The sequence below is a fragment of the Bradyrhizobium sp. Ken64 genome, assembly GCF_055807555.1.
On the sequence record NZ_JBVVPA010000008.1, the window covers coordinates 126,158 to 139,724 of the forward strand.

Here is a 13,567-nt window from a genome sequence, read left to right on the forward strand (position 1 = left end):
TATGACGAATTGTGCGACCGGACGCCGCAATGGCTTATGTGCAAACCGGTGTCATTCTGATAGCAGAAGCCATGGACAGCCAAGAGGATTCCCTGAAACCCAGGCCCGCGATCCGCGCCGCTGCCTTCTCGGTGCATATCTTCACCGCGTTCGGTGCGGCGATCGCGCTGCTGGCGATGCTTGAGGCCGTGCGCGAGCACTGGGCGGCGATGTTTCAGTGGCTGGGCGTCGCCCTCATCATCGATGCGATCGACGGGCCGATCGCGCGCCGACTCAACGTCAAGGACGTGCAGCCGAACTGGTCGGGCGACGTGCTCGATCTCGTGGTCGATTTCGTCACCTACGTCTTCGTGCCGGCCTATGCGATCGTGGCCAGCGGCTTGCTGCTGCCGGTCGCGGCTCCCTTACTCGGCGTCGCCATCATCGTCACCAGCGCATTATATTTCGCCGATCTGCGCATGAAGGCGGACGATAATCATTTTCGCGGTTTTCCGGCGCTGTGGAATGCGGCGGCGTTCTACCTGTTCCTGCTGCACTGGCCGCCGCTGCTGTCGACACTGCTGGTAGCGGCCCTGGTGGTGCTGACCTTCGTGCCGTTCCACGTGCTGCATCCGGTGCGCGTCGTGCGGCTGCGCTGGCTGACGATGACGCTGATTGCCATCTGGGCTCTGCTCTCCTTCTACACGCTGCAGATGGACTTTCGCGTCGGCACCGGCGTGACTGTTGCGCTCTGCGCGATCGCGCTCTGGATCAGCTTCAGCGACGCATTGATACGGCTGACAAGATCCTTCGCATGATGCACCTGTTGACCAGCCCCGAAGCCTGGGCCGCGCTCCTCACTTTGACCGCGCTCGAGATCGTGCTCGGCATCGACAACGTCATCTTCCTGTCGGTGATCGTCTCGCGCATTCCCGAGAAGCAGGCGCACCGCGCCCGCCAGATCGGGCTCGCGCTGGCGTTGATCTTCCGCATCATCCTGCTCAGCGTCCTGGTCTGGCTGATCGGCCTGACCGCGCCGGTGTTTTCGTTTTCGGGTTACGGCTTCTCCTGGCGCGACCTCATCCTGATCGGCGGCGGCCTGTTCCTGATCGCGAAGGCGACGCACGAGATTCATGGCGAGGTCGAAGCAGACGAGGGCGCGGGCGACGCGAAGTCCCCTCGTAACGCTTTCTTCTGGGTCATCGTCCAGATCGTGATCATCGACATCGTATTCTCGCTGGACTCGATCATCACGGCGATCGGCATGGCGCAGGACATCGAGATCATGATCGCGGCCGTCGTGATCGCCTGCCTGATCATGTACATTTCGGCCGGGCCGGTGTCGCGATTCGTCGCGGAGCACCCGACAACGAAAATGCTGGCGCTGGCCTTCCTGGTGCTGATCGGCGTCGCGCTGGTTGCGGACGGATTCCAATTCCACATCCCGCGCGGCTACATCTATTTCGCGATTGCGTTCTCGGCGGCGGTCGAGTTCTTCAACGTGCTGGCGAAACGCAACCGCAGGAACACCCGCAAACGGTCGGTCTAGGCGTTCCAGCCGGCGTCGAGTTGACAAGGCGGGCGCGATGTCTTTCGCTGGCCCGCGAGAAGAGGAGGTCAGGTGATGACCAAAGCCGTCCGTGTGCACAAGGTCGGAGGCCCCGAAGCCCTGGTCTATGAGAGCGTCGATGTTCCGGCGCCCGGGCCCGGCGAGGTGCGCATCCGCCAGCATGCCGTCGGCCTGAATTTCATCGACGTCTACTATCGCACCGGCCTCTACAAAGCGCCGGGGCTGCCCTTCATCGCCGGCAACGAGGCCTCGGGCGAGGTTCTCGCGGTCGGGCCGGGCGTGACGAATTTCCATCCGGGCGACCGCGTCGCCTACTACCACAATCTCGGCGCCTATACCGGGGAGCGCAACATCCCCTGGGAGCGGCTGGTCAAGCTGCCCGACCACATCACCTACGAGCAGGGCGCCGTGCTGATGCTGAAGGGGTTGACGGTCTGGTATCTCCTGCACAAGACCTTCAAGGTCGAGCCGCATCATCGCGTGCTGATCCATGCCGCGGCCGGCGGCATCGGCCTGCTCGCCTGCCAATGGGCGAGGGCAATGGGTGCCCACGTCATCGGCACCGTCGGCTCGCGCGAGAAGGCTGCGCTTGCCGAGGCCAATGGCTGCGACCATGTCATCCTCTACAACGAGGAAGACTTCGTCGCGCGCGTCAAACAGATCAGCCGCAACGAGGGTTGCGATGTGGTCTATGACGGCGTCGGCAAGGCGACGTTCCCGGGCTCGCTGTCCTGCCTGAAGCCGCGCGGGATGTTCGTCTCCTTCGGCAATGCCTCGGGCCCGGTGCCGCCATTCTCGATCGCCGAACTCAACACTCACGGATCGCTGTTTGCGACCCGGCCCAAGCTCAACGACTATATCGGTACCCGCAAGGAGTTGCTGGAAGGCGCCGACACGCTGTTCGCCGCCGTGATCAACGGCAAGCTGCACGTGCCGATCAACCATGCCTACGCGCTCAAGGACGCCGCCAAGGCGCATATCGATCTCGAAAGCCGCAAGACCACGGGCGCATCGATCTTGAAGCCGTAACTCACCGTCATTGCGAGCGAAGCGAAGCAATCCAGAATCTTTCCGTCGAGGCAGTCTGGATTGCTTCGTCGCTTCGCTCCTCGCAATGACGAACGCGTCACGCCACGCGCCGTGCCGCGCCTGCCCTGGTCAAAATCGCGTCGAGACAATCGATCATCTCGGCGATCTCGGCCCGCGTGACGTTCAGCGCCGGCATGAAGCGCAGCGTGTCGACCTGCGGCGCGTTGAGGAGCACGCCGGCCTCGAACGCCTGTGCGACGATGCCGGGTGCGATCGGCAGCTTGAGGTCGAGCGCCAGCAGGAGCCCCCGGCCACGCACTTCGCCGAGCCCGTGCCGCGCCGAGACCTTCTGCAATTCGCTTTCGAGCAGCAGTCCGGTTTCGGTCGCCGTCTTCAGGAAGTCCGGCTTGCTGACCTCGTCGAGCACCGCGAGCCCCACCGCACACATGATCGGGTTGCCGTTGAACGTGCCGCCCTGGTCACCGTGCTCGAAGCAGGCCGCGCGTTCGGTCGCGAGCAGCGCCGCGAGCGGCACGCCGCCGCCGATGCCCTTGCCGAGCGTCATGATGTCGGGCGCGACGCCGGTGTGCTCGTAGTGGAAGAGCTTGCCGGTCCGGCCCATGCCGGTCTGGATCTCGTCGAAGATCAGGAGGAGGCCGTGCGCGTCGGTGAGGGCGCGCAACTCCTGCAAGAACTGATCAGTCGCCGGCCACACGCCTGATTCACCCTGGATCGGCTCGAGCATCACAGCGACGGTGTTGTCGTTGATCAGCTTTTTGACTGAAGCAATGTCGTTGAGCTTCGCCTTCTTGAAGCCGGCGACCTTCGGCTCGAACAGCGGCTCAAAGGCCTTCTTGCCCGAGGCCGACATCGTCGCCAAGGTGCGGCCGTGAAAGCCGCCTTCGAAGCTGATGATCTCGAACGCGCCACCTCTATGCAGGCTGCCATATTTGCGCGCGAGCTTGATCGCGCCCTCATTGGCTTCCGCACCGGAATTGGCGAAGAACACCTGGTCGAACGCGCTGTTTGCGACAAGCTGCTCAGCGAGCTTCAAGCTCGGTTCGTTGTAGAAGGCCGGGCTTGGCGTCAGCAGCCGCTTGGCCTGCGCGGCAAGCGCGTCGGCGATTGCGGGCGGGGAGTGGCCGAGGCAGTTGACGGCCCAGCCCTGCACGAAATCGAGATAGCGCTTGCGGCTGTCATCCCAGAGGTAGGAGCCGGCGCCGCGGACGAACACGGCCTTGGGCCGAGCGGTGATGTCCATCAATGCGTCATACGGATGGGTGGCGCTGGTCATGTCGAACTCCTCTGGAGGCGGGTGGGGAAGGGCGCGCGAAAAGCAAAAAGGCCGCACCTTGCGGGTGCGGCCTTTTCGAGAACGGGGCTGAACTCAGTGGTTCAGCGGCGTCGTCGGACATGGCGCAACCCGTCATCGTCGCGGGAGCGACGACGCATGGCCTGGCGCAGATGGGTCCGAGAATTGATCATGGGGCGGGTCCGTACAGCCGAACGACAGGGCTTGTCAAGCAGGCAGTTTGCGAGACGCTCGTCCGGCGTGTGCCCAAGGGGCGGCATCGTGGGCCGGACTTATTCGTAAGTCTTCAATCGTCCGATCAGAAACCATCGCGCCTCTGGCGCGTTTGTGATCGAAGGACGCGAATTGGTTCGAACCGGATGCATGGCGGTTCAGACCAAGAGGGGCGGGACCAACCAGATAGTTTAAAGCCTTGTCCGAGACGCCTTATCCGATCGACCTCGACAGCATTCGCGGCGCGTTTCCGCCGGGTGTCGAGGCACCGTCGCTCCTGGTCGACTTCGCCGGGTGGCTGAACGGGCGCCCCTGGGGCAGCGTCGGCTGCTTTTCCTTGCAAGGCCAATTCTCCGATCACGCTCCGATTGTCGACGGTAGTCCATTGCGCGACAGGTTTTCGCTGTTCATGCGGCTGCCGGATGGCTCGGCTGTTGGCGGCTGGTATGGCGCGGGTCTCGACCGCGACAATCCCCCGATCGTGGGGCTTGGGTCCGAGGGCGACTACGAGCTGCTGGCGCCCAGTCTCGACGGCCTGCTCGCGAAGTTGACGTCGCAACAGTTCGACAGGGCCTGGAGCGATCTCAAGCCGCATGACGATGTCGAATGCCAGACGGTCGAGCTCGCGCAATGGCTCACCGGACGGCTGAGCGGGGAGATCGCGGCGCCCGATGACGATCCGTCGGAGCTGCCCGACTTTCGCGGCTTCGTGGAAAAATGGAGCCGTGATCGCGAAGACTATTGGGCCAATCATCGCTTGATGGCCGAACTCGGGTGGCGCCTCGCCGCGCATCTGCCGAAGGGCAAGAAGCCCTGGGACAAGACGAGCTTCGAGATCGCGATCGTCGGCAGGCAATACCAGGCGCGCGTCCTGTCGCGCGGACCGCAACCGTTCGAGGAAGCCGCCTCGATTGAATCCCTGCTGCGCGATCTGCGCGAGGAGATGCGGAAGGCGCAGCCCGAGCTCGGGCTGTGGTACGCGATGAAATTCGGCCTCTATGCCGACGGGCGCGTCATGCCGAACTTCGAGTACGATGTGCGCCCGAGCATCGACGGCGAGCCTGCGAAGCTGTCGGAGGCGCAAGCCGATCTTGCCCGCGCGCCGCGGCCGGAGCGCTGGGTACCGAAATGGCTGGCGGGATCCTGAAGCTCGGAATCTCGCGACCTCCGCTGTCGCGCCACCATGACCTCGCGGGAACGGCCCTTTCGATCCCCCTTGACTTAGAGCGCGCTCGAAGGGGTATCTGTATGTGCGTCAGTACGAGAACGGGCACACATGAAGATCGGCGACCTCGCAAAACGGACCGGCCTGTCGACGCACACGCTGCGTTACTATGAGCGCATCGGGCTGCTGCCCTACGCTGACCGGGATCGCTCCGGCCAGCGTGACTTTGACGCATCGATCCTCACATGGATCGCATTCCTTGGTCGGCTCAAGACCACGGGAATGCCGATCCGGGACATGTTGCGTTACGCGGCGCTTCGTGACGAAGGCGACGTTACCGGCACAAGCCGGCGGCAGATGCTGGAAGTCCACCGCGAACAGGTGCGCACGCAGATCGCCGAACTCCAGGAATGCCTGCTCGTCCTTGATACCAAGATCGCCGGCTATGCCAGCGACGAACAGAGGACGAAGGAAAATGACGCACGCCCAGACACAAGACGAAAGCCGCTTCGATCGCGGCCAGCGGGCCCTGTCACGCATTGACGGCAGTGCCGGCGAAAAGGTCGTCGCTTCACTCGCTGACATCGCTCCGGATTTCGCACGATATGTGATCGAGTTTCCGTTCGGCGACATTTACTGCCGCCCGGATCTCGGCTTGCGCGATCGAGAGATCGCCACGATTGCCGCGCTGACGGCGCTCGGAAATGCCGCGCCTCAGCTCAAGGTGCATCTCGAGGCGGGTCTGAACGTCGGGCTGTCTCGCGACGAGATCGTGGAGATCATCATGCAGATGGCCGTCTATGCGGGCTTCCCGGCGGCGCTGAACGGACTGTTCGCAGCCAAGGAAGTATTCGCCGCGCGGGACGAACAGCAGGTGTCGGAAGAAGCGACATGACCTCCTAGTCCCGCGCCCAGCCTCACGCCGGCTGCTGGAATGCCTGAGGCGCGCCGGTCTTGCCGGCGTGCCGCAGCCGGAATCTCAGAATCCCGCCACGCTGCCGTGCAGGTCGTACTGGTCCGCGCGTTCGATCTTGGCGGTGACGATCTCGCCGACGCGCAAGGGGCGGCGGCTCGACAGGTAGACGGCGCCGTCGATCTCGGGCGCATCGGCCTTGGAGCGGCCCTTCGAGACGGTCGGGCCGACCTCGTCGATGATGATCTGCTGCCGCGTGCCGACCTTGCGCTTCAGCCTGCGCGCGGAAATCTTCTGCTGGCGCGCCATCAGCGCGTTGTAGCGCTCCTGCTTGATCTCTTCCGGCACGGGGTTCTCGATCCCGTTCGCGGTCGCGCCGGCAACGGGCTCGTACTTGAAGCAGCCGAGCCGATCGATCTCTGCTTCGTCGAGCCAGTCGAGCAGATACGCGAAATCGGCATCGGTTTCGCCGGGGAAGCCGACGATGAAAGTCGAGCGCAAAGCGAGATCGGGACATTGCTCGCGCCAGCGCTTGATGCGCGCCAGCGTCTTGTCCTGCGCCGCCGGGCGCTTCATCGCCTTCAGCACCTCGGGGCTCGCGTGCTGGAACGGGATGTCGAGATAAGGCAGCACCTTGCCCTCGTTCATCAGCGCGATCACCTCGTCGACATGCGGGTAGGGGTAGACATATTGCAGCCGCACCCAGGCCCCGAGTTCGCCGAGCTCGCGCGCGAGGTCGATGAATTTGGCTCGGACCTGGCGATCCCTCCACGGGCTCTCGGCGTATTTGAGATCGACGCCGTAGGCCGAGGTGTCCTGCGAGATCACCAGCAGCTCCTTGACGCCGGCGCCGACCAGGCGCTCGGCCTCACGCAGCACGTCGTTGGCCGGTCGCGAGACGAGGTCGCCGCGCAGTTTCGGAATGATGCAGAAGGTGCAGCGGTTGTTGCAGCCCTCGGAGATTTTCAAATAGGCGTAGTGCCGCGGCGTCAGCTTGATGCCTTGCGGCGGCACCAGATCGAGATGCGGATTGTGGGCGGGCGGCAGCGCGCGATGCACGGCGTCCAGCACGCTCTCGTATTGCTGCGGGCCGGTGATAGAGAGCACGCCGGGATAGGCCTGCTCGATCTGCTCGGGTTCCGCGCCCATGCAACCTGTTACGATCACCTTGCCGTTCTCGGCCATGGCCTCGCCGATCGCGGACAGCGATTCCTGCTTGGCGCTGTCGAGGAAGCCGCAGGTGTTGACGATGACGATGTCAGCCCCGTCATGCTTGCGGGCGAGCTCGTAGCCCTCGGCGCGCAGACGCGTGATGATGCGCTCGGAATCCACCAATGCCTTGGGGCACCCGAGCGACACGAAGCTGACCTTGGGCGCAGCCGTCTGATCCATATCCAAATCTGCCTGATTGACAGGGTTGAGCTAGTCCCAATTGCCCATAATTACAACCCTTTGCATGGCCGGCGGGCATGCTATGGATGAATCGCTGGTGGTGAGTGAGCAATGAGCGCCGAACAGTCGCCCAAAATCGTGATCGTCGACGAAAGCCCGATCCGGGCTGCGATCCTCGAAGAAGGGTTGCGTGAGGCTGGATTCACGCAGATCGTCCATATCAGCGAGATGCAGAGCCTGCTCGCCCGTATTTATGCGGTCGATCCCGACATCATCCTGATCGATCTGGAAAACCCCAGCCGAGACGTGCTGGAAGCGATGTTCCAAGTCAGCCGCGCCGTGAAGCGGCCGATCGCGATGTTCGTCGACCAGAGCGATTCATCCTCGATCCAAGCCTCGGTCGAGGCGGGAGTCTCCGCCTATATCGTCGACGGGCTGAGGAAGGAGCGCATCAAGCCGATCCTCGACCTCTGCGTGTCGCGCTTCAATGCCTTCGCAAAACTCCAGGAGGAGCTGGAGCGCACCAAGTCGCAGCTCGAGGATCGCAAGGTCATCGAGAAGGCCAAGGGCATCCTGATGAAGGTGAAGGGCCTGACCGAGGACGAGGCCTATGTGCTGCTGCGCTCCACCGCGATGCGCGAGAAGAAGAAAATCGGCGAGATCGCCCAGTCGATCATCACCGCGTCGGAGATGCTGAAATGACCGTTCCCCTCCGCATCGGGTTCATTCCGCTGGTCGATGCCGCGGCGCTGATCGTTGCCGTCGACAAGGGATTTGCCGCGGCCGAAGGGCTCCAGGTCGAACTGGTCCGCGAGGTCTCCTGGTCCAACGTCCGCGACAAGCTCAATATCGGCTTGTTCGACGCCGCGCATCTGCTCGCGCCCGTCGCGATTGCGTCCTCGCTCGGTCTCGGCCACGTCAAGGTGCCGATCGCGGCGCCCTTCAATCTCGGCATCAACGGTAACGCGATCACAGTCTCGCCGGCGCTTCATGCCGCGCTGATGGAGGAGATCGACGGCGACCGCTTCGATCCGCTCGCCACGGCAAAAGCGTTGGCGCGCGTGGTCGCCAAGCGGCGCAAAGCGGGCGCCGATCCGTTGACCTTCGGCATGACCTTCCCCTTCTCGACACACAATTACCAATTGCGGTTCTGGATGGCGGCGGCCGGCGTCGATCCCGACGAGGACGTGCGGCTGGTGGTGCTGCCGCCGCCCTATATGGTCGACAGTCTCGCCAATGGGCATGTCGATGCGTTCTGCGTGGGCGCGCCCTGGAATTCGATCGCGGTCGATCTCGGGATCGGCCACATCCTGCATTTCGTCTCCGACATCCTGGCGCATGCGGCGGAGAAGGTGCTGGCGCTCCGCCAGGTCTGGGCCGACAAGAATCCGGATGTGGTGGCTAGCCTGGTGCGCGCAGCGGTGAAAGCCGCGGAGTTCATCGAGCATCCGGAAAACCGGACCGAAGCGGCGCGGATCCTGGCGCAGCCGGAGCGGATCGGCGTCGATGCCGAAGTCATTCAGCGCACCCTCACGGGACGCCTCAAGATTTCGCCGGACGGCACCTTTCGCGAGAGCGGCAGCTACCTCCTGGTGGGACGCGAGGAAGCAGGGCGCCCCGATCCGGTCCAGGCCGCCTGGCTCTATGCGCAGATGGTGCGCTGGGGGCAGACGACGCTGACGCCCGACGGCGTCAAGACGGCGATGGCCGTGTTCAGGCCCGATCTCTACGACGGCGCTCTCGGCCGCCGGCCACCCGCCCAGGCCCCCGCGGCATTCGGCGCATTCGCCGGCCCCGCCTTTGATCCCGCCAACATTCGGGGGCATCTTGAGGCCTTCGAGGTGGGCCGCTGGAAGGTGTGATTCGGGCCTGCATCGTTTTTGAGCGCTGGAGATCCGAGTCTAAATTTTAGGCCGGCTGCTCGAATTTCATAAAAGTTCAAGAGCCCAAAGTTCCCCAAGGCGCTCTTAATTACCTGATACGACACACATTTTCATTTTGTCGAAGCTGGCACGCAACTTGAATGTTGCAGTGCGGCCAGCCTGTCACAGATGCCTGCTGCGCCAGTCCCCAGCAACGAAGCTGATCGGACCGTTAGGTGCACAGCCGGCTCTCGAGCCAGCCGAGCTCCTCGCGGGTCGTGCACTTTCCGTCGATACCACCCAGGTGGCCGCAGGAGCTTCGTTACTGACCATGAAACTCGACACCGTCTCAGTCGACTTTACCGACGACCAGAAACGCTATCTCGAAGGCTTCACGACCGGTCTGCAGATCAGCCGCGTCGGTCGCGGTCTCGGCGGCGGCGCCGGCAAGGCGAACGCCGAGCCCACCGGTCCCGATGCCGTGCACATCAAGGCGCAGGACAAGGTCATCGCCGCGGGCAAGAAGCTCGCCGACCAGGAGAAGGTCAAGCGCGACGAGCATCCCTTCGATGCCTATCCGCGTCTGCGCCAGCAGGCGCTCGATAATGCGCCGCCGAGCCCGGCGGACAATTTCCGCTGGCGGTATTACGGGATCTTCTATGTCGCGCCGACGCAGGACTCCTACATGTGCCGTCTGCGCATTCCGAACGGCATCATGAAGCACTGGCAGCTGGCCGGCCTTGCCGATCTCGCCGATGAAACGTGCGGGCCCTACAGCCACGTCACGACGCGCGCCAACCTCCAGCTTCGCGAGATCCCGCCGAAGAACGCCGTGAAGCTGATCGAGGGCATTCAGGACCTCGGCCTTTGCTCGCGCGGCTCCGGCGCCGATAACATCCGCAACGTGACGGGAACGCCGACGGCCGGCATCGATCCTCAGGAGCTGATCGACACGCGGCCTTCTGCGCGCGAGTGGCACTACCACATCCTGAACGATCGCTCGTTGTATGGCTTGCCGCGCAAGTTCAACGTCGCCTTCGACGGTGCCGGCAGGATCGCCGTGCTCGAGGAGACCAACGACATCGCTTTCACGGCGGTCGAGGTGAAGGACGGCTTCGGCGTCGAGCCCGGGGTCTGGTTCCGCCTCGGCCTCGGCGGCATCACCGGCCACATGGATTTCGCAAAGTACTCCGGCATTATCGTCAAGCCGGAGCAGGCGACCGCTGTTGCGGACGCCATCGTGCGCGTCTTCATCGAGCACGGCGACCGCACCAACCGTAACAAGGCGCGGCTGAAATACGTGCTCGACGCCATGAGCCATGACGGCTTTCTCAAGCTGGTCGAGGAACGGCTGAAGACACCATTCACGCGTGTGCCGGAAGAGGCGTTTGCGCCGCGGCCGGCCGCCGACCGTATGGCGCATATCGGCGTGCACAGGCAGAAGCAGGACGGCTTGAACTGGATCGGCGTGTCGCTGACGCTCGGCAAGATCAGCTGTGATCAGATGCGGGGCCTCGCCAAAGTGGCGCGGGACCTCGGCGACGGCGATGTCCGTCTGACCGTCTGGCAGAACCTGCTGATATCAGGGGTGCGCGACGAGAATGTCGAGCTTGCCGTCGCGGCGATCAAGCAGATCGGGCTTGCGGTCGAGGCCTCGCACATCCGCGCCGGCCTGATCGCCTGCACCGGCAATGCCGGCTGCCGCTTTGCCGCCTCCAACACCAAGCGTCACGCCGCGGAGATCGGCGACTGGTGCGAGCCGCGCGTCGAGATGGACAAGCCGGTCAACATCCACGTCACCGGTTGCCACCATTCCTGTGCCCAGCATTACATCAGCGACATCGGCCTGATCGGGGCTCGCGTGCCTGTCAACGAGGAGGACACGGTGGAGGGATATCATCTCTTCACCGGCGGCGGTTTCGGTCCTGAAGCCGACGTCGGGCAGGAGGTCTATCACGACCTCAAGGCCGAAGACGCGCCGAAGACGGTCGAAGGGCTGCTCAAGGCCTATATCGCCCATCGCTCGTCTCCCGAGGAAACCTTCCTGTCCTTTGCGCGCCGCCATGACGGCGAAACGCTGCGCGAGCTTGCCGATGCACAGGTGTCCGCATGAACCAGATCAGCCCTCCGCCGAAACTCGACATCATTCCCACGAGCGCCCCGTTCTCCGACGCGCAACGCTCCTGGCTGAACGGCTTCTTTGCCGGGTTGCTGTCGCCTGACGCAGCCACGCCGCTGTCGGCCGAGCAGGGCGCCGCTGTCATGCAGGCCGGTGATGGTGACGACGGCGAAGCGCCCTGGCACGACCAGACCATGCCGATCGCCGATCGGATGAAGCTCGCCGCAGGCCGTCCCGTGCGGCGCAAGATGATGGCGGCGATGGCGCAGCAGGATTGCGGGCAGTGCGGCTACAATTGCCACGACTATTCGGAGGCGATCGCGAGCCGCAGTGAAGCGCGGCTCAACCTCTGCGTCCCCGGCGGCAAGGAAACCGCGCGGATGCTGAAGTCGTTGCACGATGAGCTGGACAAGGCGCCGGCGGCCAAGACGTCCGACAAGGTCGATGCGGTGGCGGCCCCCGCCGTGACCGTGACGATCGCCGAGCCCGGCCGCTCCCGCGACAACCCTGTTGCGGCGACCTTCCTGTCCCGCCGTCTTCTCAACAAGGGAAAGTCGGAGAAGGAAACCTATCACGTCGAGTTCGATCTTTCCGAGAGCAAGCTCGACTATGTCGTCGGTGACAGTTTTGGCGTGTTCGCGCGCAACGAGCTCGGCCTCGTCGACCAGGTGATCGCGTTGCTCGGTGCCTCCCACACCACCAAGGTCAACGGCAAGACACTGCGTGAGGTGCTGATCGACGACGTTTCGCTGTCGCCGGCGCCCGACACGCTGTTCGAACTGCTCTCCTTCATCACCGGCGGCGCGCAGCGCGAGAGGGCACGGGCACTGGCGCAGGGCGAGGATCCCGATGGCGACGCCGCCACGCTCGACGTCATGGCGGCGCTACAGAAGTTTTCGGGCACGCGGCCGCATCCCGAAGCCTTCGTGGAGGCGCTGGAGCCGCTGCAGCCGCGGCTCTATTCGATCTCGTCCTCGCACAATGCGACGCCCGGAAAGCTGTCGCTGACGGTCGATTCCGTGCGCTACGTGATCGGCAAGCGCAAGCGCATCGGCGTCGCCTCGACCTTCCTCGGCGAGCGAATCGCCGAGGGCGAGAAACTCAAGGTCTATGTGCAGAAGGCGCACAATTTCGGCCTGCCACAGGATCCGAAGACGCCGATCATCATGGTCGGGCCCGGCACCGGCATTGCGCCGTTCCGCGCCTTCCTGTTCGACCGCAAGGCGACCGGTGCGCCCGGCAAGAACTGGCTGTTCTTCGGCCATCAGCGCAGCGATTGCGACTTCTTCTACCAGGAGGAGCTCAACGCGATGAAGACCTCGGGCCTGCTCACGCGCATGTCGCTGGCTTGGTCGCGCGACGGCGAGAAGAAGTTCTACGTGCAGGACCGCATGCGCGAGGTCGGCCGCGAACTGTGGACGTGGCTCGCCGAGGGGGCGCATTTCTACATCTGCGGCGATGCCAAGCGCATGGCCAAGGACGTCGAGCGCGCACTGGTCGATATCGTCGCCCAGTTCGGGGCGCGCTCGACCGATGAAGCCGTCAGCTTTGTCGCCGAGCTCAAGAAGACCGGCCGGTTCCAGGCCGACGTCTACTAGCTGTCATCCTGTCGTCATCCGAGCCAGTTCCAACTCGCTCGAATTTGAACGAATAAGATTCTCGGAACTGGCAAGCGAGGAGAATTTGCTCCTGCAATGCGGGGTCTGCAGAGAACTGGCATCGCTATTTCCGCGGGTCTCTTGCTCGCCACCCCGGTCGATCCCTCATAATCCCGCAAATGGGGCGTTGGAGATCGACCATGCGCGAACTATCGGCGGAAGCCAGGCTGCACTTCTACGCGCGTTCGCTCTCGCGGCGGACCGGTGCGAGCGTGCATCATGCCGCGATGTACAGCGCCTTCGCCGTCATCGCCGCGATCGTGTTCGGCACGCTGTCGGTGCACCCGTTCTAAGTTGTCGTTCCGGGGGGCGAAGCCGAACCCGGAACCTCGAGATTCCGGGTCTGATGCTGCGC

13 protein-coding genes are annotated in these 13,567 nt (G+C 63.9%); 11 read left to right on the forward strand and 2 right to left on the reverse strand.

Going from position 1 to position 13,567, the window contains the following annotated elements; genetic code table 11:
- Positions 1–29 precede the first annotated feature (29 nt).
- The 3 genes from pcsA (at position 30) to AC0L2F_RS16160 (ending at position 2,578) form a co-directional block, all read left to right on the forward strand.
- Entirely contained in the window at positions 30–797 is a 768-nt protein-coding gene (gene pcsA / locus AC0L2F_RS16150) for a phosphatidylcholine synthase (protein WP_007610518.1), read from the forward strand.
- Positions 794–1,528 (forward strand): TerC family protein, encoded by a 735-nt coding sequence (locus tag AC0L2F_RS16155; protein WP_007610517.1) that lies wholly within the window; start codon positions 794–796, stop codon positions 1,526–1,528. The genes pcsA and AC0L2F_RS16155 overlap by 4 nt, the downstream gene beginning before the upstream one ends.
- 75 nt (positions 1,529–1,603) lie before the next feature.
- Entirely contained in the window at positions 1,604–2,578 is a 975-nt protein-coding gene (locus tag AC0L2F_RS16160) for a quinone oxidoreductase family protein (RefSeq protein WP_007610513.1), read from the forward strand.
- Between the two features lie 97 nt (positions 2,579–2,675).
- Here the strand turns inward: AC0L2F_RS16160 and AC0L2F_RS16165 are convergent, their stop codons facing one another.
- Positions 2,676–3,872 (reverse strand): acetylornithine transaminase, encoded by a 1,197-nt coding sequence (locus tag AC0L2F_RS16165; RefSeq protein ID WP_473249008.1) that lies wholly within the window; start codon positions 3,870–3,872, stop codon positions 2,676–2,678.
- A 430-nt stretch (positions 3,873–4,302) separates the two neighbouring features.
- Between AC0L2F_RS16165 and AC0L2F_RS16170 the strand changes: the two genes are divergently transcribed.
- From AC0L2F_RS16170 to AC0L2F_RS16180, 3 genes are all read left to right on the forward strand, one after another.
- On the forward strand, positions 4,303–5,250 hold the full coding sequence (locus AC0L2F_RS16170; RefSeq protein WP_473249009.1) for a hypothetical protein: 948 nt from the start codon (positions 4,303–4,305) through the stop codon (positions 5,248–5,250).
- A gap of 129 nt (positions 5,251–5,379) precedes the next feature.
- Complete coding sequence (locus AC0L2F_RS16175) at positions 5,380–5,811, forward strand: MerR family transcriptional regulator (RefSeq protein WP_473249010.1); 432 nt, start codon at positions 5,380–5,382, stop codon at positions 5,809–5,811.
- Positions 5,744–6,163, forward strand: a complete 420-nt coding sequence (locus AC0L2F_RS16180; protein WP_473249011.1) for a carboxymuconolactone decarboxylase family protein — start codon at positions 5,744–5,746, stop codon at positions 6,161–6,163. The genes AC0L2F_RS16175 and AC0L2F_RS16180 overlap by 68 nt, the downstream gene beginning before the upstream one ends.
- An 84-nt stretch (positions 6,164–6,247) precedes the next feature.
- Here the strand turns inward: AC0L2F_RS16180 and rimO are convergent, their stop codons facing one another.
- The gene (gene rimO, locus AC0L2F_RS16185; protein WP_473249012.1) at positions 6,248–7,573 is read right to left on the reverse strand and encodes a 30S ribosomal protein S12 methylthiotransferase RimO; all 1,326 of its coding nucleotides are present in this window, start codon (positions 7,571–7,573) and stop codon (positions 6,248–6,250) included.
- A 111-nt stretch (positions 7,574–7,684) separates the two neighbouring features.
- On the opposite strand from rimO, the gene AC0L2F_RS16190 reads away from it, so the two are divergent.
- The 5 genes from AC0L2F_RS16190 (at position 7,685) to AC0L2F_RS16210 (ending at position 13,505) form a co-directional block, all read left to right on the forward strand.
- Entirely contained in the window at positions 7,685–8,275 is a 591-nt protein-coding gene (locus AC0L2F_RS16190) for an ANTAR domain-containing response regulator (protein ID WP_007610503.1), read from the forward strand.
- Entirely contained in the window at positions 8,272–9,435 is a 1,164-nt protein-coding gene (locus AC0L2F_RS16195) for a CmpA/NrtA family ABC transporter substrate-binding protein (protein ID WP_473249013.1), read from the forward strand. The genes AC0L2F_RS16190 and AC0L2F_RS16195 overlap by 4 nt, the downstream gene beginning before the upstream one ends.
- Positions 9,436–9,766: 331 nt before the next feature.
- The gene (locus AC0L2F_RS16200; protein WP_473249014.1) at positions 9,767–11,548 is read left to right on the forward strand and encodes a NirA family protein; all 1,782 of its coding nucleotides are present in this window, start codon (positions 9,767–9,769) and stop codon (positions 11,546–11,548) included.
- A complete protein-coding gene (locus tag AC0L2F_RS16205) occupies positions 11,545–13,152 on the forward strand; it encodes a sulfite reductase subunit alpha (protein WP_473249015.1) in 1,608 nt (535 codons plus the stop codon). Before AC0L2F_RS16200 ends, AC0L2F_RS16205 begins: the two co-directional genes overlap by 4 nt.
- Before the next feature lie 200 nt (positions 13,153–13,352).
- Positions 13,353–13,505 (forward strand): hypothetical protein, encoded by a 153-nt coding sequence (locus AC0L2F_RS16210; protein WP_007590908.1) that lies wholly within the window; start codon positions 13,353–13,355, stop codon positions 13,503–13,505.
- Positions 13,506–13,567: the final 62 nt, after the last annotated feature.

What these genes read in the sequence shown, in the direction of transcription:
- rimO (WP_473249012.1), bottom strand. Translation starts at nt 7,573, where the DNA reads ATGGATCAGACGGCTGCGCCCAAGGTCAGCTTCGTGTCGCTCGGGTGC.
- AC0L2F_RS16200 (WP_473249014.1), top strand. Translation starts at nt 9,767, where the DNA reads ATGAAACTCGACACCGTCTCAGTCGACTTTACCGACGACCAGAAACGC.
- AC0L2F_RS16175 (WP_473249010.1), top strand. Translation starts at nt 5,380, where the DNA reads ATGAAGATCGGCGACCTCGCAAAACGGACCGGCCTGTCGACGCACACG.
- AC0L2F_RS16180 (WP_473249011.1), top strand. Translation starts at nt 5,744, where the DNA reads ATGACGCACGCCCAGACACAAGACGAAAGCCGCTTCGATCGCGGCCAG.
- AC0L2F_RS16155 (WP_007610517.1), top strand. Translation starts at nt 794, where the DNA reads ATGATGCACCTGTTGACCAGCCCCGAAGCCTGGGCCGCGCTCCTCACT.
- AC0L2F_RS16160 (WP_007610513.1), top strand. Translation starts at nt 1,604, where the DNA reads ATGACCAAAGCCGTCCGTGTGCACAAGGTCGGAGGCCCCGAAGCCCTG.
- AC0L2F_RS16195 (WP_473249013.1), top strand. Translation starts at nt 8,272, where the DNA reads ATGACCGTTCCCCTCCGCATCGGGTTCATTCCGCTGGTCGATGCCGCG.
- AC0L2F_RS16190 (WP_007610503.1), top strand. Translation starts at nt 7,685, where the DNA reads ATGAGCGCCGAACAGTCGCCCAAAATCGTGATCGTCGACGAAAGCCCG.
- AC0L2F_RS16210 (WP_007590908.1), top strand. Translation starts at nt 13,353, where the DNA reads ATGCGCGAACTATCGGCGGAAGCCAGGCTGCACTTCTACGCGCGTTCG.
- AC0L2F_RS16205 (WP_473249015.1), top strand. Translation starts at nt 11,545, where the DNA reads ATGAACCAGATCAGCCCTCCGCCGAAACTCGACATCATTCCCACGAGC.
- pcsA (WP_007610518.1), top strand. Translation starts at nt 30, where the DNA reads ATGGCTTATGTGCAAACCGGTGTCATTCTGATAGCAGAAGCCATGGAC.
- AC0L2F_RS16165 (WP_473249008.1), bottom strand. Translation starts at nt 3,872, where the DNA reads ATGACCAGCGCCACCCATCCGTATGACGCATTGATGGACATCACCGCT.